The following is a 23,333-nucleotide window of genomic DNA, read 5'->3' as shown; positions in this document are numbered from 1 at the left end:
AGCCCGTTCCACAGGTGGCACCGTTGGTTGAGACGTAGATCACGTCGGCGTACTCCGAAAGAAGGACAACGATGTCTGCCGCCACCACAGAACTATCGCCCGTAGCAGAGTCTCCCTCCGGGCCGGCCGAACTGCCCCCATACTCCCATGACCTCGCGTGGCCGGATGGCATGGCACCGTTCAAGGTCGTCGACGACGGAACGCAGGGGGACCCATACGCGCACTACGCATGGATGCGCGACAACGCCCCGGTCCTCCGGGCCGCCTCACCAGTATCGGATGTCTGGTTCATCTCCCGCTACGACGACGTGCGCAAAGCCATGCGCGCCCCCAAGGTCTTCTCCTCCCAGGTCGTGGACCCGGTGCCGCTGACCTTTCTGACCTTGTTCGATGCCCCGAACCACACCCGGCTGCGTCAGGTCGTTGCGCAGGCCTTCACCCCCAAGGCGATCGCCCGCTTCGAGGAACGGGTCCGCGAGAACGCCCACAAGTATCTGGACCCGATGATCGCGGCCGGCGGCGGCGACGCCGTCGAGGATTACGCGATCCCGCTGAGCATGTCCACCATCAGCGCACTGCTGGACGTCCCGGCGTCGGACTTCGAGAAGATGAAGTTCTGGTCCGACGAGACCTTCAGCTACTTCGGCCGGTTGGCCCGCAACGCGCAAGGCACGGGCACCGACGAACAGAGCACTTTCGAGTTCTTCGAGTATTTGAAGGACACCATGGAGCGCCTCTACGTGGAGGGAAACGAGTCCGTGGGCGGCCATATCGCACGGATGTGGAAGGACGGCCTGCTCAGCGAGAAGGAAGCCAAGGAACTCTGCGCCTTCGTCTTCGTTGCCGGCCACGACACCACCACCATCCTGCTGGCCAACGCATTCCGGGTCTTCAGCGAACAGCCCGAACTGCTGGACCGGATCCGGCAGAACCCCGCCAATGCGAACCTGTTCGTCGAGGAACTGGCACGCTTCCGCGGAACGGTGCAGCGCGCCAGCCGGATCACAACCGAAGACGTCGAGGTCGCCGGCGTGTGCATCCCTGCCGGCGCCATCGTCCGGCTGCTGCCGGCCGCCGCGAACCGCGACAGCGCCAAGTACCCCGACGGCGAGACCTTCAACATCGACCGCAACACCGACGGCCACCTCGGCTTCGGCCACGGTGTGCACAGCTGCCTCGGCGCCCCGCTGGCCAGACTGGAAACCGTGGTGACTGTGGAACTCCTTGCCTCAAAGCTTGGCTCCCTGACCCTCAACAAGGACAAACCGATCGAATACGTCCGGGGCAACAACCTGACCAACTCAGGCCCGGAACACCTCTACGTGGAGCTGGAGATCTTCAATGCCTAGTCAGCAGCCCACCGAGAACCACCTGAATCCAATCATCATCGTTGGCGCCGGCCACTCCGGTGTCGCGGTGGCCGCAGGACTGCGCACCCGCGGCTGGGACGGGGACATCCTGCTGCTCGAAGCCGAAAAGGAGACGCCCTACGAACGCCCTCCACTATCCAAAGAGCTCCTGAAGGCAGGCGCCCCGGATGAGTCCACCGTGCTGCGCAAAGAGAAGTTCTACCATGACAAACGCATTGGCCGGCGGGCAGGGCTCGCCGTCGACGCCGTCGACCCCGCCGGCCGGACCGTCCAGCTGTCCGACGGCAGCCGCCTGGGCTACCATCGCCTCGTCATAGCCACTGGTTCGCGCGCCAGGTCCCTGACTGTCCCCGGGGCCCGCCTTCCCGGAGTGCAGGCCCTGCGGACCCGGGATGACGCCCTTGAACTCAAGCTGGCGCTCGTCCCAGGCGCCCGGGTTGCCATCATCGGCGCCGGTTACATCGGGCTGGAAGTCGCGGCCGCCGCTTCCGCCAAGGGCTGCGAGGTCACCGTACTCGAATTCCAGGACCGCGTGATGAGCCGTGTGACCTCCGAACCGGTATCCCGCTTCTTCGAGCAACTTCACGAGCAAAACGGCGTCCGGTTCGTCTTCGGTGCAGCGGTCACCGCCATCGAGGGGGTCGATCGGGCCGAGCGGGTCGTCACCGCCGACGGCACCTCCTACCCGGCCGACGTCGTCCTCGCCGGCATCGGCGTGGTACCCAACCAGGAACTCGCCGCTGACGCCGGACTCCTCTGCCAGGACGGCATCCTCGTGGACGGGCATGGGCGGACCTCCGTTCCGGACATCTATGCCACGGGTGACGTCACTCGCTTCACCAGCACTATCGACGGCGTCAGCCAGCGCCTCGAATGCATCCAGAACGCGATGGCGCAGGCTGACCAGGTGGCCGCGGACATCACCGGGCAGGACGCCGCGGAGACGGAAATCCCGTGGTTCTGGACAGTACAGCACGGTGTCCGGCTACAGACGGCCGGGGTCCGCCGCGCCGATGACGAGGTGATCGTGCGAGGCGCCCCGGCTGACGGCAAGTTCTCGGTTGTCTATCTCCGGGACGGCTGCCTCGCCGCCGTCGACACCATCGCAGGCCTGGCTGACTTCCGGCCGGCCAAGAAACTGATAGCCCAGAAAGCGCGGATTGACCCGTTGCTCGCCGCCGATCCCGGCACTCCACTGACCGCCGCTGTGTTCGCAGCTGCCTGAAAACTAAGGAACCACCATGAGCAACAACAAACTCACCGTCATCGACCGCGAGGGGTCCACGCACGACCTCGAATGGGAGCCGGACCAGACATTGATGGAGGCCCTCCGCGACAACGACCTCCCGGTCCTGGCATCCTGCGGCGGCACGGCTTCCTGTGCCACATGCCACGTCTTCCTGGAAAAGGAGGTCTTTGACACCCTGGCCGAACGCAGCGAGGACGAACTCGAGTTGCTGGCCGAGGCCGAGGGCTACCAGGAATGCGGCTCCAGGCTCTCCTGCCAGCTCGACTTCAGCCAGGACCTCGACGGCGTCACCGTCATTCTGGCGCCGGAAGAGTAGCCGCGGCGTCCGGCAGCCGGATAGCGAGGAGGCCGTCGTTCCATCTGCATACATTGGGGGATGGAACGGCGGCCGTTCCTACGCCGCCGGGTCGGTCACCAGGATCCGCACCGAGCACAGCTCCGCGGCAGCTTTCTTCAGGACCGCTGCGCGCGGATCCGGGACGTCCAGGAACGCGAGCCGTGCCAGGCCGGCGTAGCGTTTTAGGGCGGGTTCGGCGAGCACCTGGTCCGCCAGCGTCCGGTCGCCGCCCGCCGCGAGGTATTCGACCCGGTGCTCCGCGAAGATCCTTCCAGCGTGCTCGGCGACGGCTTCCACGAGGGCATCTGCCTGGTTGGCGCGCCGCCGGGCAAACCGCTGCTGGGACCAGCCGCCGGCGGCCGTCCGGGACTGGACGTGGCGGGTGCCGGTCTTGGACGCCAGCACGGCGCCGGCGCTGACCACAGCCACCGAATATCCGCCGCGCCGGACCAGTACGGCGCCGATGCTCCGGGGTTGCCCGGCCAGCGAGGCCAGCCGCGAAAGGGCGTCCTGGCCGCTCCCGGGCCGGCCGTCCACGGGCCAAGGCGCCCGCAGCACTGCCACGGCGCCGTCCGCGGCGCGCAGCTGCAAGCCGGCGTCGAGCTCCTCCTCCACCAGTGCGCCATGGCTCGCGGCGAAGCGGTCCACCCAGCCAGGCAGCCGGCCGCCGGAGACGAAGGCCACACGGGTCTCGGGGCTGGGCATGGCAGGTTCTCCGTTGCGGGGGCGATGGTGACAAGGCGGGCAGGAACTAGAAGTAGCCTATCTATGTGGATGATCTCTTTGGCGCAGGGCGGGACAACGCCGACGGAAGCGACGACCTCGGCGTAGCCGACGGTGCTGCCGACGGCGGCGCGGACGATTCCGGCCAAGCCCGGAGCCGAGCCCGGTCTGGCGCCGGGTCAGCCTCGCCGCGGAGCCCGCTCGCCGTCCGGATGCGGCCGCGCACCCTCGATGACGTCGTTGGCCAGCAGCACCTGCTCGGCCAGGGCTCCCCGCTGCGCCAGCTGGCCGCCGGCTCCGATGCGACCGGCCCTGCGGGCCCGAGTTCGGTGATTCTCTGGGGTCCTCCCGGCACCGGCAAGACCACCCTTGCCCACGTCATTGCCAAGGGTCCCGGCCGGAAATTCGTCGAGCTCTCCGCCATCACCGCCGGCGTCAAGGACGTCCGCCGCGTGATGGATGAGGCCCTGACCGCGCGCGACCTCTTCAAGACCACCACCGTCCTCTTTCTCGATGAGATCCACCGCTTCAACAAGGCCCAGCAGGACGCGCTGCTTCCCGGCGTCGAGAACCGCTGGGTGGTGCTGGTGGCGGCCACCACCGAAAACCCGTCGTTCTCCGTTGTGTCCCCGCTGCTGTCCCGCTCGCTGCTGCTGACCCTGAAACCTCTCACCGACGCCGACGTCGAGGCGCTGCTGCAGCGGGCCGTTTCGGATGTCCGCGGACTGAACGGGAAGGCCGAACTCAGCGCCGACGCACTGGCGCACCTTGTCCGGCTCTCCGGCGGCGACGCCCGCCGCGCCCTGACTGCCCTGGAAGCGGCCGCCGGCGTCGCGTTCGGAGACGCGGATGACATCGACGCAGTTGATACCGGCACGGTCGCAGTTGATACCGGCACAGTCGCAGCCGATACCGGCACAGACTCCCGCGCAGGAACGGCGGAGCCCGTCACGATCCAGCTGCGGCACACGGAGCGGGCCCTGGATGTCGCCTCCGTCCGCTACGACCGGGCCGGGGACCAGCATTACGACGTCGCCAGCGCGTTCATCAAGTCGATCAGGGGCTCCGACGTCGACGCCGCCCTGCACTATCTCGCCCGGATGCTGGAGGCCGGTGAGGACCCCCGGTTCGTGGCGCGCCGGATCGTGATCTCCGCAGCCGAGGACGTCGGCATGGCGGACCCGACGGCGCTGCAGACCGCCGTCGCGGCGGCCCAGGCCGTGCAGCTGATCGGCATGCCGGAAGGCCGCATCATCCTCGCCGAGGCCGTGGTGCATCTGGCCACCGCGCCGAAGTCCAACGCCGCGTACATGGGGATCAACCAGGCGATCGCTGACGTCCGGGCCGGGCTCGGGAACGGCATCCCGGCCCACCTGCGCGATGCCCACTACCCCGGCTCAAAGCAATTGGGTCATGGCAAGGGCTACAAGTACGCCCACGATGCCCCGCATGCCGTGGCCACCCAGCAGTACCCGCCGGACGACCTCGTCGGCCGCAACTATTACGAGCCCACCGCCAACGGAGCCGAACGCGACATCGCCACCCGGCTCGAGCGGCTTCGGAGGATCATCCGCGGCACGTGACCGGCCTGTGACCAGCGGCTGGTCCGCCGCGGCCCGCAGCGCCGGAATCCGCCGTTGACATGGGGCCCAAGAGGTCTAACGTGGAATTACGTCAGCATTGATCTGCTGGCCGTCCGTGCGGCGCAGGGGACAGCGCGTTCACATTGCCGGCTCTCGCTATCCGGACCCCGGAACGGCAGCCGGCTTCGCTCCATTCCAGGTCATCCAGCGCGAGCGTCCCCGCCCCGTCCCCAGGTAGTGTCCCATGAGTATCAACTTCGTTACAGCCATGGCAGTGAAATCCTTCGATGTGCCGGACAAGAAACGGTGCCCGGACAAGGCCGAATTCGACCTCTGCACAGTGAACGACTACTCGGTGGCCCGACTGATCCTGGGCCCGGGCTGGCGGTGGTCGGAAAACACCCGGCCCTATGAGCACACCGACGTCTGCCTGCACCACCATCTCGGTTTCTGCATTTCCGGAGAAATGGAAGTCGAAACGGCCGAAGGGCTGCACTCCACGATCCACGCCAACGACACCTACGCGATTCCGCCAGGTCACGACGAATGGGTGGTGGGCCCGAAACCGTTCGTGGCCGTGGAATTCCTCGGTGCGGCGTCCTTCGGGCGCAGCGGTGCCCGGGGCGTGCACGCCCGGATCTGACTTCGGTCCACCGGCCGGATCTGGTAGGCTGGTTCGTTGTCTGGCAAGGCACGGACGCACAATCCATTGAAACTTCGCATTTGATGAGGGTTGCCCTGTGCCCAGTAGCAAAAGGCAGCGGTTGGCCGATGCTCTCCATCGTGGAGGCCAGTAACACTGACACACCGCAGATATTGGAAGGACACAAGTGGCTAACAACACTCGTGCTCGCCGTACCGCACGCCTTTCGCGTGCACTCGGCATCGCTCTGACCCCCAAGGCCGCCAAGTACATGGAGCGCCGCCCGTATGGCCCCGGTGAGCATGGCCGTGCCCGCAAGAAGCAGGACTCCGACTACGCCGTACGTCTGCGCGAAAAGCAGCGTCTGCGCGCCCAGTACGGCATCCGCGAAGCCCAGATGACCCGTGCCTTCGAAGAAGCACGCCGCACCAAGGGCCTGACCGGTGAAAACCTGATCGAACTGCTCGAAATGCGTCTCGACGCCCTCGTGCTGCGTGCCGGCTTCGCCCGCACCATCGCCCAGGCCCGCCAGCTGGTTGTGCACCGCCACATCCTCGTTGACGGCATCCGCGTTGACCGCCCGTCTTTCCGCGTCGGCGAGGGCCAGCTGGTCCACGTCCACAGCCGCAGCGAGACCATGCCTCCGTTCCAGGTTGCAGCAGCCGGCGCTCACCGCGACGTCCTGCCGATCGTTCCGGCCTACCTGGACGTCAAGCTTGACGCCCTGCAGGCCCGCTTGGTGCGCCGCCCGAAGCGTTCCGAGATCCCCGTGACCTGCGAAGAGCAGCTCGTCGTGGAATTCTACGCACGCTAATTCCAAAGGCACCACCTACAAAGAAGCCCGTGGCAAGCGCCGCGGGCTTCTTTGTATGTAAGGTACTTGGGGGAGTTCCCCGGGAGCCGGTTCTGACCGCCGGCTGAAACCGTCGGAACCCGACGCAACAAGCAGGTATCCACTGCAGTTCAAGGAGATGAGTGTCTATGTCTGGTGGCGATATTGCCGGCCTGATCGCGGCTGGAGTGTTTGCACTGCTTGTCCTGCTGCTCGCCGTGCCGATCCTGAAGCTCGGGGGAGTGTTCGATGAAGTGCGGACCTCCATCCGCTCTATCAGCGACGGCGCCACCCCGCTCATGGACGAAGTCACCGCCACGGTGACCACCACCAACGAGCAGCTGAAGAAGGTTGACGGCATCGCCTCCAACGTCTCGGACGCCTCCGCCAACATCTCGGCGCTGTCCTCGCTCATGGCCGCCACTGTCGGCTCGCCGCTGATCAAGGTGGCCGCCTTCAGCTACGGCGTGCGCTCCGCCTTCTCCACCCGTAAAAAGACCGCCACCGGCCGGCGCAGCCGCTAAGCCTCCAGGAGAACCTGACATGAACAGAATCATCTGGATGGGAATCGGCGTCGCGATCGGCGTCATCGCCTTCCGCAAGGTCACCGAAGCCCAGTCCGCCCTCGGCCCCGAGGGCCTGAACCGGGCAGTGGGACGGCTGGCTGACGGCCTGTTCGACTTTGCCGACGCCGTCCGCGAAGGCATGGGCGAGCGGGAGGCCGAACTCCGCTCTGCCCTCGGCATCGAGACGGCAACGGATATTGCTGCCGGCGGCGCCGTCGCCCGCCGGGATGCGGTCCGGCGCTAGCCGGGAGAGAATTAGTAAGTAGGGTGCCCGTCACGGGCGCGCCGGCACCACCTAAAACGAGTCCCATATTGACGGGGCCCGGATCCGTGCCGGTCCTCAGCTTGTCCCGCTCAGCACAGACGCGGGCCACATAACGCAGTGAATATTGAAGGGTAAGAAATCAGCTCATGAAGTCGCAGGAGATCACCAAGCGCTGGATCGACTTTTTTGTCAGCAAGGGGCATACCGCCGTGCCTTCCGCCTCCCTGGTCTCCAGCGACCCCTCCCTGCTGTTCACCGTGGCCGGCATGGTCCCGTTCATCCCGTACCTGACGGCCCGTGAGGAGGCCCCCTACTTCCGGGCCACCAGCGTGCAGAAGTGCATCCGGACCGGTGACATCGAGGAAGTGGGCAAGACTGCCCGCCACGGCACCTTCTTCCAGATGTGCGGCAACTTCTCCTTTGGCGACTACTTCAAGGAAGACGCCATCAAGTTCGCATGGGAGCTCCTCACCACCGGCGTGGACGACGGCGGGTACGGACTGCCGCCGGAGAAGCTCTGGGTCACCGTCTACGAGGAGGACGACGAGGCCGAGCAGCTGTGGCTGAAGAACACCGGCATGCCGGCCGAGCGGATCCAGCGGATGGGCAAGGCCGATAACTACTGGTCCACCGGCCAGCCCGGCCCGGCCGGTCCCTGCTCAGAGATCTACTACGACCGCGGCCCCTCCTACGGCGTCGAGGGCGGCCCCATCGCCGATGAAAACCGCTACGTCGAGATCTGGAACCTCGTGTTCATGCAGTACCAGATCGACAACGTCCGCTCCAAGGTGGATTTCGACATCACAGGTGAGCTGCCCAAGAAGAACATCGACACGGGCCTCGGCATGGAGCGGCTCGCGATGATCCTCCAGGACGTCGAGAACATGTACGAGACCGACCAGGTCCGTCCCGTGATCGACCGCGCCGCGGCCCTCTCCGGCCGGGAGTACACCTCGGCGGAGTCCGCCGAGGACCCGCACCACACCGACGACGTCCGCATGCGCGTCGTTGCCGACCACATCCGCTCGGCCCTCATGCTGATCGCCGACGGCGTCACCCCCTCCAATGAAGGCCGCGGCTATGTGCTGCGGCGCCTGATCCGGCGCGCCGTGCGCTCCATGCGCCTGCTCGGCGTCGAGAAGGCCTGCCTGCCCGAGCTGCTGCCGGCCTCGCGGGACGCCATGAAGGGCGTTTACCCGATCGTGGAGACCGACTTCGAGCGCATCAGTCGGATCGCCTATGCCGAAGAGAAGGCCTTCCTGCGCACCATCGCCTCCGGCACCGCCCGGCTCGAGGACGCGGTCAAGGAGTCCAAGGCCGCCAACCAGCCGCTCTCCGGCGCCGACGCCTTTGCCCTGCATGACACCTACGGCTTCCCGATCGACCTCACTCTGGAAATGGCTGAGGAAGCCGGGCTGAAAGTCGACGAGCCCGAGTTCCGCAAGCTCATGCTCGAACAGCGCCAGCGTGCCCAGGCCGATGCCAAGGGCAAGAAGGGTTCGCACGCTGACCTCAGCGCGTTCCAGGAGCTGCTGTCCGCCGGCGAGACCGTCTTCACCGGCTACACCGAACTCCAGGGCGAGTCCAAGGTCCGCGGCATCCTGTCCGGCGGCAGGAAAGTCGCCCAGGCCTCCACGGGCGACGAAATCGAACTGGTCCTGGCCGAGACGCCGTTCTACGCCGAGGCCGGCGGCCAGGCCGCCGACACCGGGCTGATCACCGGCGACGGCTTCGTCGTCGAGGTCCTGGACGTCCAGCGCCCCGTCAAGGGCCTGAGCGTGCACAAGGCGATTGTCCGCGAAGGCGAAATCGGGTCCGATTCGCTGGTTCAGGCCGCCGTGGACCGGGAGCGCCGCCACGCCGCCGAGCAGGCCCACACGGGCACGCACATTGTGCACGCGGCCCTGCACCAGATCCTTGGCCCGGAGGCCCTGCAGCGCGGCTCCTTCAATAAGGCCGGCTACCTGCGTTTCGACTTCGCCTGGGGCGAGGGCCTGAGCGCCGCGACCCGGTCCGAGATCGAGGAAGTCTCCAACATCGCCATCCGCAACAACTTCCGGGTGGAAACCAAGATCATGGGGCTCGCCGAGGCCAAGGCGCTCGGCGCCATGGCGCTGTTCGGCGAGAACTACGGCAACGAGGTGCGGGTCGTGGAGATCGACGGCGCCTGGTCCCGCGAACTCTGCGGCGGCACCCACGTCGAGAACACCTCGCTGATCGGCAGCCTGTCCCTGCTCGGCGAACAGTCCGTCGGCTCGGGAAACCGCCGTGTCGAGGCCTTCGTGGGCATGGACGCCTTCCGGCACCTGGCCGCCGAGCGTGCCCTTGTCACCGAGCTCACGGAAATGCTGAAGGTTCCCTCCGGGCTGCTCGCGGACCGGATTTCCAGCACTCTGACCAAGCTCAAGACGGCCGAAAAGGAACTCGAGCGGCTGCGCAAGGAGCAGCTCACGGCCGCCGCTGCCCGGCTGGTTGGCACCGCAAAGGACGCCGCCGGCGTCAAGGTCATTGCACACGACGCCGGCCAGGTCAGCGGCGCGGACGATCTGCGCGGCCTGGCCCTGGACCTGCGGACGCGTCTCGGTTCCGAGCCCGCCGCCGTCGCGGTGGCCGGTGTCAGCAACGACCGTCCCGTCATCCTGATCGCCACTAACGAAGCCGCCCGGGCAGCCGGAGTCAAGGCGGGCGCCCTGGTGCGTCTCGCCGCGGGCATCCTCGGCGGCGGCGGTGGCGGCAAGGACGACGTCGCCCAGGGCGGCGGCACGGACGCCGCCAAGGTTGGCGCTGCCCTCGGCGCCGTCGTGGATGCCATTACGCGGCGATAGCGGATCCCACGTGTCTGAAGCTGCTGTGGCCGGCGTCTATCCCCGGGGCGTGAAGCTCGGGGTGGACGTCGGCACGGTCCGCGTGGGCGTGGCCGTCTGCGACCGCGACGGAATCCTGGCGACCCCGTTGCGCACGCTGCAGCGGAATGTGAAAAAGAACACAGACGTTCGGATCCTGGCCGCCCTGGCGGAGGAGCTGGACGCCGTGGAGATTTTCGTGGGACTGCCGCGCACCATGAAGGGCGAAGAGCACGCCTCGGCCAGGATGGCCGCAGATTATGCACAACTGCTTGTCCGGGCTCTGCAGGGTGCCGGCTCCGACGTGCCCGTGCGGCTGATTGACGAGCGGCTCAGCACCGTGACCGCCCACCGCAACCTGCATGAAGCTGGCATGAGCAGCAGAAATCACCGTACAGTAGTTGATCAGGTTGCGGCGGCAGGTATTCTGCAACATGCGCTTGATATGCAAAAGGCCAGGGGAACGGAGGTCGGAAACCGCGTGTACGCGGAGTCTGCGCCGGGGCCGACCGGGGACGGCGCACAGACCGACCCGGCAGTACAGACGCACTCTTCAGAACATGGAAGGCTACAGTGAGCCCGGTCAACAGTGATGACTCCTCCGGTGACGCCCCTATTGGTGCTGACCGAGCGCTGACGCGCAAAGAAATCCGGGCCCGGGAAAAGCTCCTGGCGACGCAGGGACACAACGTGATCCCGCCGCAGGCTTTTGAGACCGGACAGGATGTTCCGACGCCGGCACCGGCACGGGCACCGGAGGGAGAGCTGCCGCAGGCCGCCCCGGAACTCCCCGAAGCAGCACCGACCGTGCACGAAGACGCTGCAGCTGAAGAGCCCGTGCACAACGAAGCCGTCCACGAAGTGCCCGTCCACGAAGAGCCCGTCCACGAAGAGCCCGTGCACGAAGAGCCCGTGCACGAAGAGCCCGTGCACAACGAAGCCGTCCACGAAGAGCCCCTGCACGAGGAAACAGTGCAGGACGTTCCCGCCGACGAAGAGCCCGTCCGCGACGACTTCACGCGGATGATCCCCATCCACTCAGAGCCCGTCCACGAAGACGCCGGCCACGGGAACGCCGTCTATGCGTCGGCAGGCCAGCTTGGCCACGACGCCCGCCACGACGCGGTTGCGCATGGCGCCGGCCCCCACGATGGCTATGCTCCTCACCCCCACGACGAGGCTCACCATGTTTACGACGACTCCGGCGAACACCTGGCACAGGGCCACCCGGACGCCGAATATCACAGCGAACCCGGCCACGAGCTGATGGCCGGAGCGGTCCGCTACGACAAGGTTCCGTCCAAGAAGGTCCGCCGCCGCCGCCGCTTCCTGGCCCTGGTGCTTACCCTGACGGTCTTCGTCGTCGCAATCGCCGTTGGCGCGCAGTTCCTCAAGCCCCTCCTGGGCATGGACACCGTGGCCGATTACCCGGGCCCGGGGACCGGCGACGTCACCATCACGGTCGCACCCGGCGCCGGGCCGAGGTCCGTGGCCACCGAGCTGCAGTCAAAGAAGGTCGTGGCGAACGCGGACACGTTCCTCAAGGAATTCACCGCTTCCGGCGGTGCCCTGAACCCCGGCACGTTCTCGATGCGCCAGGAAATGAAGAACTCCGATGCCGTGGACGTCCTGCTTAACAAGGACCAGGGCAAGGTCATGTACTTTGCGCTCAGCGCCGGGCTGCGGATCAGCGAATCCCTGCAGGCGATTTCCGAGGGCACCGGGATTTCGGTTCCGGAGCTGAAGGCGCTCAGCGATGCGCCCGCCCAGTTCGGCGTCCCGGCGAAGGCCAAGAACCTCGAGGGCTACCTGGCGCCGGGGGAGTACCGCTTCCCGTTGGGCACCTCCGCCAAGGACATTCTGCAGAAGCTCGTAGGCAACACCCTGGATGAACTCAAGGCCCAGGGGGTCACCGATGCCGCGAAACAGTACGACGTCGTGACGGTAGCGAGCATCGTGCAGGCCGAAGGCGGCCAGGCCGAATACGGTGACGTCGCCGGCGCCATCTACAACCGCCTCAAGCCGAACAACACCGAGACGAACGGGCTGATCCAGTCCGATGCCACGGTCACCTATGGCCTGGGCATCCGCAGCTTCCACATCGACGAGGTCCAGAAGGCTGACAAGTCGAACCGGTACAACACCTATGCCAACCAGGGGCTGCCCGTCGGGCCCATTGGCTCTCCCGGCAAGACGGCCATTGACGCCGCCGCCAAGCCCAAGACCAACAGCTACCTCTACTGGGTCACCATCAACCTGGACACCAAGGAGACCAAATTCTCCAAGACCCTGGCCGAACACAACGGATACGTGGAGCAGTACAACGCCTGGTGCGAGGCCAACCCGGGACGCTGCGTATGACGCTGCGGGCGGCCGTCCTCGGGCATCCCATCAGCCATTCGAAGTCGCCGGCGCTGCACCGCGCCGCCTACGCGCACCTGGGCGTGGACATCGCCTACTCCGCCATTGACGTGACAGAGGCCGACCTGCCGGATTTCATGCGGCAGGTCAGGGTTGAGGCGCGCGCTGACGGTTTCTGGCGCGGGCTCTCGGTCACGATGCCGCTGAAATCGGCCATGGTGGCGGAAGTGGACGAGGTCCGGGGAGTGGGGCGCGCACTCGGCGTCGTCAACACCGTTGCCTTCGAATCCGGCGGCGGCAGAGCTGACCACACGCGGTTGGTCGCCTACAACACGGACGTCGCCGGGATCGTCAATGCGCTCCGGCACGCGGGGGCCGCCCCGGCGCCCACCGCCGTGGTCCTCGGCGGCGGCGGGACCGCGGCTGCTGCCATCGCTGCGCTCAAAGAACTGGGCGCAGTGTCTGCCGAGGTGTTCGTGCGCGATCCCAGCCGCGCCGCCGAAGCCCGCGCGGCCTCCGCCGCCGTGGGGCTCCCCGTCCAGGTGCTTCCCCTCGCCGGTGCGGCCGCCGCCGTCGCCGCGGCCGACGTCGTCATCTCCACGCTGCCGCCCCGCGCGGCAGACCCGCTTGCCGTGGAACTGGCAGATGCGCTTGCCGCGGAACTGGCACAAGAGCCGCCAGCCCCGCCGGCAGAATCCGTGCCTCGGAACGATGCCGCCGGACGACGGCGGACAACACCCTCGGGCGGCTCGGGCCGCCCGGGCGTCCTCCTGGACGTCGCCTACGATCCGTGGCCCAGCCGGATCGCCGCGGTCTGGCAGGAAGCCGGCGGCACGGTGGTCCCGGGACTTGAAATGCTCATCTACCAGGCGGTGGAGCAGGTCCGGCACTTCACCGGACTGGGCGAGGCCCTCCCGGCCGGAGTCATAGATGTGATGTGTGACGCAGTCGGGGCGCCCCGACGGGTGTTCTAACCGCTCGACATGGCAGGATGGAATGTATGTTGCGTTGGTTGACTGCCGGAGAATCCCATGGCCCGGCACTGGTCGGAATAATTGAAGGCGTGCCCGCCGGTGTGGAACTCACCAGCGCCCACATCAGCGAGGCCCTGGCCCGCCGGCGGCTCGGCTACGGCCGCGGCGCCCGGATGAAATTCGAGCAGGACGTGGTCACGATCCTCGGCGGAGTCCGCCACGGCCTGACCCAGGGCGGCCCTGTCGCCGTCCAGGTCGGCAACACCGAATGGCCCAAATGGGAACAGATCATGTCCTCCGATCCCGTGGAGCCGGAAATCCTGGCCGACCAGGCCCGGAACGCCCCACTGACACGGCCCCGGCCCGGCCACGCCGACTTCACCGGAATGCAGAAATACGGCTTCGACGAGGCCCGCCCGGTCCTGGAGCGCGCCAGCGCCCGCGAGACGGCCACGAGGGTGGCGCTCGGCACGGTCGCCGCGGCGTTCCTCAAGCAGCTCGGAATCGAACTCGTCTCCCACACCGTGTCCATCGCCAGCGTTGCCGTGCCGGAAGGCCGGCCGCTGCCGGTCCCGGGCAACGTGATCGCCCTGGACGCCGATCCGCTGCGCTGCTTCGACCGCGAAACCTCGGACGCCATGGTGGCCGAGGTCGACGTCGCGCACAAGGAAGGCGAAACCCTCGGCGGCGTCGTGGAAGTGCTTGTCTACGGGCTCCCGCCGGGACTGGGCAGCTACGTCCACTGGGACCGGCGACTCGACTCGCGCCTGGCTGCGGCACTGATGGGCATCCAGGCCATCAAGGGCGTTGAGGTCGGCGACGGCTTCCGTACCGCGGCGCGCCGCGGCTCGGCCGCCCACGACGAGATCGTCAAGGACGCGGACGGCAAGATCATCCGCACATCAAACCGCGCGGGCGGGATCGAGGGCGGCATGAGCATCGGCGATGTCCTGCGCGTCCGTGCCGCCATGAAGCCGATCGCCACCGTGCCCCGCGCGCTCAAGACGGTCGACGTCAGCACGGGGGAGGCGGCCAAGGCCCACCACCAGCGCTCCGACGTCTGTGCCGTCCCCGCCGCCGGCGTCGTCGCCGAGGCCATGGTGGCCCTCGTGATCGCCGAAGCCGTCACCGAAAAATTCGGCGGTGACTCCGTACAGGAGACCGCCCGCAACATCAAGGGTTACCTGGACAGCATTCCGGCGTCCCTGGACTCGATCGGCCACTAGTGCCGGCCGGGAACACCGGCGGGCTCTCCGCCGCGGCAACGCACATTGGCCCGGTGGTGCTGATCGGACCGATGGCCGTGGGCAAATCGGCGATCGGACAGCAGCTCGCGCAGCACCTGGGGTGCGCCTTCGTGGACACCGACGCCCTCGTGGTGGCCCAGCACGGGACGATCGCCGAGATCTTCGCCAGCCGGGGCGAGCACGCCTTCCGTGAGCTTGAGGCGCGGGCCGTGGCGCAGGCCATTGAGGAAGCCCTGGGGAGCACCACCGTCATCTCGCTCGGCGGCGGCGCTGTCCTTGACTCCGGTACGCAGCAGCTCCTGGGCCGCTGTACCGTTGTTTACCTTGAGTGCGACGCCCAGACTGTGGCGGAACGCATCGCCAGAAATTCGGGCCGGCCGCTCCTGGCCGGCGACGCCATGGGCCGGTGGCGGACCTTGTTCGCCACCCGGCGGCCGGTCTACGAACGTCTCGCCGACCTCGTCCTCGATGTCCGGACCGGCAGCGTGCCGGAGCTGGCCCACCGGCTGGAAGATGCGCTGGGGGAGCACACCGTGTCGAAGACCGCGGCCGTGCCTACCCCGGCGGCGACAAAGGAAGTTGAATAGTGAGTACCGAATCAACCGTCATCAAAGTCACCGGACAAACGCCGGGTGAGAACTACGACGTCGTAGTGGGCCGTGGCCTCCTGGCAAGCCTGCCGGGCCTGCTGGGTGAACGCGTCAAGCGCGTCCTGGTCATCCACCCCCGGGCGCTTCGGCTTACCGGGGACACCGTCCGGGAAGAGCTGGCCGCCGCCGGTTTCACCGCACTGACCGCAGAAATCCCCGACGCCGAAGAGGGCAAGCACATCGAGGTCGCCTCCTTCTGCTGGCAGGTGCTGGGCCAGAACGACTTCACCCGCTCCGACGCCGTCGTCGCCGTCGGTGGGGGCGCCGTGACGGACCTGGCCGGCTTTGTCGCCGCGACCTGGCTGCGCGGCGTCAAGGTCATCCACATGCCCACGAGCCTGCTGGGCATGGTTGACGCCTCGGTCGGCGGCAAGACCGGCATCAACACCGCCGAGGGCAAGAACCTGGTGGGCGCGTTCCACCCGCCCGCCGGCGTCCTCGCGGACCTCGACACGCTGGAGACGCTGCCGAAGAACGAGATCATCTCCGGCATGGCTGAGGTCATCAAATGCGGCTTCATCGCCGACCCGGCCATCCTGGACCTGATCGAAAAGGACCCGTCCGCGGTCTCCGATCCCCGCTCGGACCTGTTGCGGGAACTGATTGAACGAGCCATCAGTGTTAAGGCCCGGGTAGTCTCCGAGGACCTGAAGGAAACCGGCCGGCGCGAGTTCCTGAACTACGGCCACACCCTGGGCCACGCGATCGAACTCGCCGAGCGCTACTCCTGGCGCCACGGCGCCGCCGTCTCCGTGGGCATGATGTTCGCCGCCGAACTCGCCCGCAGCGTGGGCCGGCTCAGCGACGCCGACGCCGACAGGCACCGCAGCATCCTCGAAAGCCTGGGGCTTCCCATCACGTACCGCCGCGACCGCTGGCAGGCCCTCCTGGACGGCATGCGGCGGGACAAAAAGTCCCGCGGTGACCTGCTGCGTTTCGTGGTGCTCGACGGCGTCGGCAGGCCCGGCATCCTCGACGTCCCGGACACGTCACTGCTGTTTGCCGCCTACCAGGAGATTGCCTCCTGATGAACATGATCAAGGGCGGCACCAGCGAGTGGCCGGACGCGGGATTGCCCGGGGTCCGGATCAACCCGCAGTCCCTGATGCCCCAGATCGTCAATGACGAGGTCCTGGCCGAGGCGTTGGCGGCCTCCACCGACCCCGGGGACCGGATCCTGGTCCGGCTCGTCGAAGGGCACGCGGGCGAAGCCGCCGAGCTCCTCGCCGAGGCGCGCTACAAGGACCCCGGCTCGCTCCGGCTGCGGATCTTCGAAGCGGACGTGCTCCGGGTTTCGAACCGGTTCGACCGGGCCGTTGAGGTGTTCCGCCAGCTCCTCGCCGAGACCCAGGGCACCCTGGAGGAGGCGGCCGTCCGCCAGCACCTCGGCCGGTCCTACTTCGCCGGCGGGAACGTTGGCGCCGCCGTCGAATCCTTCGCCAAGGCGCTGGATTTGCGCGTGGCCGGGTCCGCCGATGCGGCCCTGATCTACGCGTCCACGGTGGCGCTGCAGCGCGCGCGGGACGTGCTGGAACAGCAGTCCTGAGCCCCCGTCAGCCAGCTGTCCGCGGGAACCGGTAGAATAGATCTTGGATTTTTGACAAATACGCGTTGGCGGGCCGCTTGGCATGCCGGCCCGGCATAGAACGTCTGGCCGATAGCACCGGCCCGATGGAACCAGAGAGAAACTAAGAGGATACAGTGGCAACCACTAACGACATCAAGAACGGAACCGTCCTTAAGCTTGAGGGCCAGCTTTGGAACATCATCGAGTTCCAGCACGTCAAGCCCGGCAAGGGTGGCGCGTTCGTGCGCACCAAGATGCGCAACGTGATGTCCGGCAAGGTCGTCGACAAGACCTTCAATGCCGGACTGAAGATTGAGACCGCCACCGTGGACCGCCGCGACTACCAGTACCTGTACCAGGACGGCGCCGACTTCGTCTTCATGGACACCTCGGACTTCGACCAGCTCACCGTCTCGGCCGCCACCGTCGGCGACGCCACCAACTTCATGCTCGAAAACCAGATGGTCAACATCGCCATCCACGAGGGCAACCCGCTCTACATCGAGCTGCCCCCGAGCGTCGTCCTCGAGATCACCTACACCGAGCCGGGCCTGCAGGGCGACCGCTCCTCGGCCGGCACCAAGCCTGCCACCCTCGAAACCGGGTACGAGATCCAGGTGCCGCTGTTCGTCGAGAACAACACCAAGGTCAAGGTCGACACCCGCGACGGCAGCTACCTCGGCCGGGTCAACGACTAGTGAGTGCGCGCGGTAAGGCCCGGAACCGGGCCCTCGATGTGCTTTTTGAGGCCGAGCAGCGCTCTGCCTCGGCGTTCGACGTCCTGAAGTCCCGCCGCGAGCAGACCGACCAGATCGTCAACCCGTACACCCTCGAAATTGTCGAAGGCGTGGTGTCGCACCAGGTGGCCATCGACGAGTTCCTCGAGACCTATTCGCAGGGCTGGACCCTGGAGCGCATGCCCTCCGTGGACCGCATCATCCTGCGGATCGGCACCTGGGAACTGCTCTACAACGACGACGTCCCGGACGGCGTGGCAGTCAGCGAAGCTGTGGCCCTGGCCAAGACGCTCTCCACGGACGAGTCGCCGTCGTTCATCAACGGCCTGCTGGGCCGGTTGCAGCAGCTGAAGCCTTCGCTGCTGGCCTGAGACCCCGCACCGCAAAGAACCCCGCCCAGGACATCTTGGGCGGGGTTCTTTCGTTAGCCGACGGCGGCGGCCCGGAGCGCGGCGATCTCGGCGAGCTGGTGCTGCTCATCGCGTTGGTGCGCCGGCACGTCCCGGCCGCTGAGAATCCGTTGCCGGGTGAAGGCAAGCTGGGTGGCTGCATCGAGCAAAGACCTCATCTGTGCGCCCCGCCCGACGGACTTTGCCCAGCGCAGCGCAGAACGGCGGCCCGCGGCGGTGGCCAGCATTTCCACCTCGGCCGTGGTGAACCAGCCCGCGGCCGCGTATTCCATAAGCCGCTGGCGGGTGAGCCTGCGCTCCGCCACCCGCAGCAGCACGATGACCAGGACCGCCAGCACGAAGATCGGCACCTGCACCAGCAGATACTGGGCCAGGAAGTCCTGGCCCATGCTGTTCCAGCCGCTGTGCAGCAGCATCGCGGGGACGAGGCCGACGACGAACGCCAGCACGGACAGGCCGGTCCGCCCGCGGGTCGCGGCGAGGCCCATGATCAGGCCGGTGGTTCCCGTGAAGATTGCGTGGGCGAAGGGGGACATGACCCCGCGGAGGAAGAACACCACCGCGAGGTCCGTGCCGGGGTCGGACGATTCGGCGATGGCGCGGCCGAAGTAAAGGATGTTCTCGGTGAACGCGAAGCCTGCCGCGATGGTGAAGGCGAACACCACGCCGTCCACCGGTCCGTTGAAGTGCCTCGGGGCGAAGAGCAGGAGCACCAGCAGCCCCAGGGACTTGGCGAATTCCTCGACCACCGGCGCCTGGACCGTCACCGCGAACGTCGTATAGTCCAGTCCCGAGGCAGGTCCCGCCACCAATGAAAAATAGGGCTGGATCAGCATCGTCACCGCTATCGAGACGACAGCTCCCCAGGCAAAGGCGAAAAGCAGCAGCGGCTTGGGCTCAGGCTCCCAGCGGTCGATGAAGCGCACCGTCAGCAACACGGTGCCCAGCGGAATCAGGGAGGCGATGAAGCCAATGACAAAGCCCGAGATTCCGGTCCTTTCCAGGAGGAAGGGCAGGACCAGGAAGAGGCTGATGAACGCGAGGAATCCGCCGGCCAGCACGAGGCCAAGAACGCCGGCGGAACGGCGGCCGCCCGCGACCGCCGGAAGGACGGGAGGGAATGCCGGCTCGAACTGGCCGCGGCTGTTGGCAGGGGCCCTCCGGTAATCCGCCGGCTGGACGTGCCCCAGCCACGTCGGGTTGGCCTGCTGGGGCAGCGGCCGCTCACCGGAGGCGCCGGGGTGCTCATGCCCGTGGCGCGGCTCGTTCGTCGTCATGGAACCGAGCCTATGTCCGTGTGAGGTTAAACGCATTCCGGCGGCGACGGGGCGTCAGCCCCGCTGTGGTAATTTGAAAGAGCAAATAATCCTTTTTTAATTCCGTCCCGTGAGGCGGGGAAAGGGGAGACGAGCTTTGACTTCTGTGCCCTCAGCACCGGGTCCGGCGAAGGTGATGCTCACCCGGGTTGTCCTCAACCAGGCTGACATCGACCGCGCCCTCACTCGTATCGCCCATGAAATTCTCGAGGCCAACAAGGGCTCCCAGGACCTCGTCCTGCTGGGCATCCCGCGCCGGGGCTATCCCCTGGCCGTCCGCCTCGCCGCCAAGATCGCTGCCGCCGACCCCACCGTGGACGCCGCCGCGATAGTCGGCCAGCTCGATGTCACCATGTTCCGCGATGACCTCTCGCACCAGCCCACCAGGCCGCCGTACCCCACCCAGCTCCCGCGGACCGGGATCGACAACAAAGTTGTTGTGCTGATCGACGACGTCCTTTACTCCGGACGCACCATCCGGGCAGCCCTCGATGCCATCATCGACCTCGGCCGCCCGCGGATTGTCCGCCTGGCCGTGCTGATCGACCGCGGCCACCGGGAACTGCCCATCCGCGCGGACCACGTCGGCAAGAACCTGCCCACGTCCTCGTCCGAGAAGGTCCGCGTCCGCCTCGAGGAAACAGACTCTGTGGACGGCGCCCCCATCAATGAAGTGGTCATCGAGGCCACCGCATGAGGCACCTGCTCTCCACCGAAGACCTGAGCCTGCATGACGCCATCCGCATCCTGGACACCGCCGAGGAAATGTCGGCCGTGGGGGAGCGCGAAGTCAAAAAGCTCCCCGCCCTGCGCGGGCGCACCGTGGTCAACCTGTTCTTCGAGGACTCCACCCGCACCCGGATCTCCTTCGAAGCCGCCGCCAAGCGGCTCTCCGCCGACGTCATCAACTTCGCCGCGAAGGGCTCCTCCGTCTCAAAGGGCGAGTCACTCAAGGACACCGCCCAGACCCTCGCCGCGATGGGCGCCGACGCGGTGGTTATCCGGCACTGGGCCTCCGGCGCCCCGCACCGGCTCGCTGCGACCGACTGGATCGACGCCGCCGTCATCAACGCCGGCGACGGCACCCACGAACACCCCACCCAGGCGCTGCTGGACGCGTTCACCATGCGCCGGCACTGGTCGAAGCTCGCCGGCACGCCGTCGGCCGGGGCGGACCTCACAGGCATGCGCGTCGCCATCGCCGGCGACGTGCTGCACTCCCGGGTGGCCCGCTCCAACGTCTGGCTGCTGCGCACCCTCGGCGCCGAGGTCACGCTCGTCGCGCCGCCCACGCTGCTGCCCATCGGCGTCGAAAAATGGCCGTGCGCCGTCAGCTTCGACCTTGACGAGACCCTCGCGCAGGGAGTGGACGCCATGATGATGCTCCGGGTCCAGGGCGAACGGATGAATGCATCCTTCTTCCCGACCACCCGCGAGTACTCGCGCCGCTGGGGCTTCGACGACAACCGGCTCCGGGCCCTGGACAGCCTCGGGCTCAAGGACACCATCATCATGCACCCGGGTCCGATGAACCGCGGCCTGGAGATCTCCGCGGCCGCGGCCGACTCGCCCCGCTCCACCGTGCTGGCGCAGGTCCGCAACGGCGTCTCGATCCGCATGGCGGCGCTGTACCTGCTGCTTTCCGGGGAGAACCGCGAACCGGCCGCCGCACCTGTATCTGTATCTGCCGCAACCTCCCCCGCCGCCAATCCGAACCTGACTTATTCCCACCAGGAGAGCCACTGATGGCCGAACAGCAACAGCACGCAGACAACAGCGGCGCCTACCTCATCCGAGGCGCCGCGATCCTGGGCGGAGCAGCCGAGGACCTGCTGATCCGGGACGGCGTGATCGCCGCCCGCGGCCGGCAGTTGGACGCCGACAGCGCCGGGGTGAGGGACGCAACAGTAATTGACGCCACAGGCCTCATTGCGCTCCCGGGCATGGTGGACATCCACACCCATCTGCGCGAACCCGGCCGCGAAGACGCCGAAACCGTTGAAACCGGCACCCGCGCCGCCGCGCTGGGCGGCTACACGGCAGTCCACGCGATGGCCAACAGCACCCCGGTGGCGGACACCGCCGGCGTCGTCGAACAAGTCCTCACCCTTGGCCGGACCGCCGGCTGGGTGGACGTCCGCCCGGTGGGCGCCGTCACCGTGGGACTCGCGGGGGAGCAGCTCGCCGAACTCGGCGCCATGGCCGACTCCCGCGCGCACGTGCGGGTGTTCTCCGACGACGGCATCTGCGTGCACGATCCGGTGCTGATGCGCCGCGCACTCGAATACGTCAAGGCGTTCGACGGCGTCGTGGCCCAGCACGCCCAGGAACCCCGCCTCACCGCCGGCGCCCAGATGAACGAGGGCGAGGTCTCCGCCGTCCTGGGCCTGGCCGGCTGGCCGGCCGTCGCCGAAGAGAGCATCATCGCCCGGGACGTGCTGCTGGCCCAGCACGTCGGCTCCCGCCTGCACGTTTGCCACGTCTCCACGGCAGGGTCCGTGGAGATCATCCGCTGGGCCAAGTCCCGCGGCGTCAACGTCACGGCCGAGGTCACCCCGCACCACCTCTGGCTCACCGATGAGCTCGCCCGCAGCTACGACCCGGTCTACAAGGTCAACCCGCCGCTGCGCACCGACGCCGATGTCCAGGCCCTCCGCGCCGCCCTGGCCGACGGCACGATCGACGTCGTCGGCACCGACCACGCCCCGCACCCGAGCGAACACAAGGAATGCGAGTGGGCGCAGGCGGCCATGGGCATGACCGGGCTGGAAACCGCGCTGTCCGTGGTGCAGCACACCATGATCGAAACCGGCCTGATGGGCTGGGAAGACTTTGCCCGCGTGACCTCCACGGCGCCGGCCGCCATCGGCCGGGTCCAGGACCAGGGCCGCCCGCTCGAGGCCGGAGAGCCCGCCAACGTCATACTCGTGGACGCGGCTGCGCGCTGGACCGTGGACCCTTCTAAGATGGCAACCATGGGCCGTAACTCTCCGTTTGCCGGCCGGGAACTGCCAGGGAAGGTAGTGGCGACGTTCTTCAAGGGCCACCCGACCGTTCTCGACGGAAAACTCAACACCCCGTACCGGTGGCCGGTCGACGCCGTCGACGCCGGACCGGCGGGCCGCCGCCCATGACGGTCAAGGACCTTTCCCTGCTCTTCACCCTCGTCCTGATCGGCGTCGCGCTTACCCTCATCGCCGTCGGCTGGCGCAACCGCCTGCGCCGCCAGTCCGACGTCGAGCCCCTCCCCGAGGTTCCCGCCGGGCTTGGCGCCCCGCTGGCCGTCGGCGACGGCCAGTACGTCGCATCCACCACCGCCGGCGACTGGCTGGACCGGATCGCCGTGCACAACCTGGGCATCCGCACCAACGCCAAGCTCAGCGTGCACCCCGAAGGCGTCCTGTTCGAGCGCTCAGGCGCCGGCCCGGTGTTCATCCCGGCCGGACGCCTCACCGGTGTGCGGCAGGAAAGCGGCATGGCCGGAAAGTTCGTCGAGAAAGACGGCCTGCTGGTGCTCAGCTGGATGCTCGGATCCCACGAGCTGGACACCGGCTACCGGACCCGCCGTGCCGAGGACAAGGCCGTGCTCCTCAGCACCCTCCAAGATTTGATCTCCGCAGCCCCTCAGGCAGAAGCCGATAGTGGAAAGTAACAACGTGA

General features: G+C 67.4%; 24 protein-coding genes. 22 read left to right on the top strand and 2 right to left on the bottom strand.

Annotated elements, in window-relative coordinates; genetic code table 11:
• The first annotated feature begins 71 nt into the window (after positions 1-71).
• From MRBLAR12_RS03735 to MRBLAR12_RS03725, 3 genes are read left to right on the top strand one after another with little or no spacing between them, the layout of a single operon-like run.
• Positions 72-1,349, top strand: a complete 1,278-nt coding sequence (locus tag MRBLAR12_RS03735; protein ID WP_364743587.1) for a cytochrome P450 — start codon at positions 72-74, stop codon at positions 1,347-1,349.
• Positions 1,342-2,595 carry an NAD(P)/FAD-dependent oxidoreductase gene (locus tag MRBLAR12_RS03730; RefSeq protein WP_364743584.1) on the top strand — a complete coding sequence of 418 codons (1,254 nt, stop codon included), beginning with the start codon at positions 1,342-1,344 and terminating at the stop codon, positions 2,593-2,595. The genes MRBLAR12_RS03735 and MRBLAR12_RS03730 overlap by 8 nt, the downstream gene beginning before the upstream one ends.
• 16 nt (positions 2,596-2,611) lie before the next feature.
• Entirely contained in the window at positions 2,612-2,935 is a 324-nt protein-coding gene (locus tag MRBLAR12_RS03725) for a 2Fe-2S iron-sulfur cluster-binding protein (protein ID WP_364743581.1), read from the top strand.
• Between the two features lie 78 nt (positions 2,936-3,013).
• Here MRBLAR12_RS03725 and MRBLAR12_RS03720 read toward each other — a convergent pair whose 3' ends face one another.
• The gene (locus tag MRBLAR12_RS03720; RefSeq protein ID WP_364743578.1) at positions 3,014-3,661 is read right to left on the bottom strand and encodes an acVLRF1 family peptidyl-tRNA hydrolase; all 648 of its coding nucleotides are present in this window, start codon (positions 3,659-3,661) and stop codon (positions 3,014-3,016) included.
• 65 nt (positions 3,662-3,726) lie between these two features.
• On the opposite strand from MRBLAR12_RS03720, the gene MRBLAR12_RS03715 reads away from it, so the two are divergent.
• The 15 genes from MRBLAR12_RS03715 (at position 3,727) to nusB (ending at position 18,318) form a co-directional block, all read left to right on the top strand.
• Positions 3,727-5,262, top strand: a complete 1,536-nt coding sequence (locus tag MRBLAR12_RS03715) for a replication-associated recombination protein A (RefSeq protein ID WP_229994583.1) — start codon at positions 3,727-3,729, stop codon at positions 5,260-5,262.
• Positions 5,263-5,506: 244 nt separating this feature from the next.
• Positions 5,507-5,905, top strand: a complete 399-nt coding sequence (locus MRBLAR12_RS03710; RefSeq protein ID WP_229994582.1) for a cupin — start codon at positions 5,507-5,509, stop codon at positions 5,903-5,905.
• A gap of 187 nt (positions 5,906-6,092) precedes the next feature.
• Entirely contained in the window at positions 6,093-6,719 is a 627-nt protein-coding gene (gene rpsD / locus MRBLAR12_RS03705; RefSeq protein WP_018773157.1) for a 30S ribosomal protein S4, read from the top strand.
• Positions 6,720-6,886: 167 nt separating this feature from the next.
• Positions 6,887-7,261, top strand: a complete 375-nt coding sequence (locus MRBLAR12_RS03700) for a DUF948 domain-containing protein (protein WP_229994591.1) — start codon at positions 6,887-6,889, stop codon at positions 7,259-7,261.
• Between the two features lie 19 nt (positions 7,262-7,280).
• Positions 7,281-7,547 (top strand): DUF6167 family protein, encoded by a 267-nt coding sequence (locus MRBLAR12_RS03695; RefSeq protein ID WP_229994581.1) that lies wholly within the window; start codon positions 7,281-7,283, stop codon positions 7,545-7,547.
• Between the two features lie 167 nt (positions 7,548-7,714).
• Positions 7,715-10,393 carry an alanine--tRNA ligase gene (gene alaS / locus MRBLAR12_RS03690; protein WP_364743572.1) on the top strand — a complete coding sequence of 893 codons (2,679 nt, stop codon included), beginning with the start codon at positions 7,715-7,717 and terminating at the stop codon, positions 10,391-10,393.
• On the top strand, positions 10,374-10,988 hold the full coding sequence (gene ruvX, locus MRBLAR12_RS03685) for a Holliday junction resolvase RuvX (protein WP_414645457.1): 615 nt from the start codon (positions 10,374-10,376) through the stop codon (positions 10,986-10,988). Before alaS ends, ruvX begins: the two co-directional genes overlap by 20 nt.
• On the top strand, positions 10,985-12,772 hold the full coding sequence (gene mltG, locus MRBLAR12_RS03680) for an endolytic transglycosylase MltG (RefSeq protein ID WP_364743566.1): 1,788 nt from the start codon (positions 10,985-10,987) through the stop codon (positions 12,770-12,772). Before ruvX ends, mltG begins: the two co-directional genes overlap by 4 nt.
• Positions 12,769-13,746: a shikimate dehydrogenase family protein gene (locus tag MRBLAR12_RS03675; protein WP_229994577.1), complete on the top strand. Its 978-nt coding sequence runs from the start codon at positions 12,769-12,771 to the stop codon at positions 13,744-13,746. The genes mltG and MRBLAR12_RS03675 overlap by 4 nt, the downstream gene beginning before the upstream one ends.
• 26 nt (positions 13,747-13,772) lie before the next feature.
• The gene (gene aroC / locus MRBLAR12_RS03670) at positions 13,773-14,972 is read left to right on the top strand and encodes a chorismate synthase (RefSeq protein WP_229994576.1); all 1,200 of its coding nucleotides are present in this window, start codon (positions 13,773-13,775) and stop codon (positions 14,970-14,972) included.
• Positions 14,972-15,580 (top strand): shikimate kinase, encoded by a 609-nt coding sequence (locus MRBLAR12_RS03665; protein WP_290369380.1) that lies wholly within the window; start codon positions 14,972-14,974, stop codon positions 15,578-15,580. The genes aroC and MRBLAR12_RS03665 overlap by 1 nt, the downstream gene beginning before the upstream one ends.
• Positions 15,580-16,671: a 3-dehydroquinate synthase gene (gene aroB, locus MRBLAR12_RS03660; RefSeq protein WP_229994575.1), complete on the top strand. Its 1,092-nt coding sequence runs from the start codon at positions 15,580-15,582 to the stop codon at positions 16,669-16,671. Before MRBLAR12_RS03665 ends, aroB begins: the two co-directional genes overlap by 1 nt.
• Positions 16,671-17,189, top strand: coding sequence for a tetratricopeptide repeat protein (locus tag MRBLAR12_RS03655; protein WP_229994574.1), 519 nt, complete (start codon positions 16,671-16,673; stop codon positions 17,187-17,189). Before aroB ends, MRBLAR12_RS03655 begins: the two co-directional genes overlap by 1 nt.
• Before the next feature lie 155 nt (positions 17,190-17,344).
• Positions 17,345-17,908, top strand: coding sequence for an elongation factor P (gene efp / locus MRBLAR12_RS03650; protein ID WP_018773146.1), 564 nt, complete (start codon positions 17,345-17,347; stop codon positions 17,906-17,908).
• Positions 17,908-18,318 carry a transcription antitermination factor NusB gene (nusB, locus tag MRBLAR12_RS03645; RefSeq protein WP_018773145.1) on the top strand — a complete coding sequence of 137 codons (411 nt, stop codon included), beginning with the start codon at positions 17,908-17,910 and terminating at the stop codon, positions 18,316-18,318. The genes efp and nusB overlap by 1 nt, the downstream gene beginning before the upstream one ends.
• Before the next feature lie 53 nt (positions 18,319-18,371).
• Here the strand turns inward: nusB and MRBLAR12_RS03640 are convergent, their stop codons facing one another.
• Complete coding sequence (locus tag MRBLAR12_RS03640; RefSeq protein WP_364743561.1) at positions 18,372-19,634, bottom strand: PrsW family intramembrane metalloprotease; 1,263 nt, start codon at positions 19,632-19,634, stop codon at positions 18,372-18,374.
• Positions 19,635-19,770: 136 nt separating this feature from the next.
• Between MRBLAR12_RS03640 and pyrR the strand changes: the two genes are divergently transcribed.
• Genes pyrR through MRBLAR12_RS03620 form a run of 4 tightly spaced genes read left to right on the top strand, consistent with a single transcriptional unit; the run spans position 19,771 to position 23,325 of the window.
• The gene (gene pyrR, locus MRBLAR12_RS03635; protein ID WP_290369379.1) at positions 19,771-20,370 is read left to right on the top strand and encodes a bifunctional pyr operon transcriptional regulator/uracil phosphoribosyltransferase PyrR; all 600 of its coding nucleotides are present in this window, start codon (positions 19,771-19,773) and stop codon (positions 20,368-20,370) included.
• Positions 20,367-21,419, top strand: a complete 1,053-nt coding sequence (locus MRBLAR12_RS03630; protein WP_229994572.1) for an aspartate carbamoyltransferase catalytic subunit — start codon at positions 20,367-20,369, stop codon at positions 21,417-21,419. The genes pyrR and MRBLAR12_RS03630 overlap by 4 nt, the downstream gene beginning before the upstream one ends.
• A complete protein-coding gene (locus MRBLAR12_RS03625) occupies positions 21,419-22,807 on the top strand; it encodes a dihydroorotase (RefSeq protein ID WP_364743558.1) in 1,389 nt (462 codons plus the stop codon). Before MRBLAR12_RS03630 ends, MRBLAR12_RS03625 begins: the two co-directional genes overlap by 1 nt.
• Positions 22,804-23,325, top strand: coding sequence for a hypothetical protein (locus MRBLAR12_RS03620; RefSeq protein ID WP_364743556.1), 522 nt, complete (start codon positions 22,804-22,806; stop codon positions 23,323-23,325). The genes MRBLAR12_RS03625 and MRBLAR12_RS03620 overlap by 4 nt, the downstream gene beginning before the upstream one ends.
• Positions 23,326-23,333: the final 8 nt, after the last annotated feature.

Source organism: Arthrobacter sp. LAR12-1-1.1, assembly GCF_040676555.1.
Classification (GTDB): domain Bacteria; phylum Actinomycetota; class Actinomycetes; order Actinomycetales; family Micrococcaceae; genus Arthrobacter.
The sequence above is the reverse complement of the archived record's forward strand: the minus strand, read 5'-3'. Positions and strand labels throughout refer to the sequence as shown.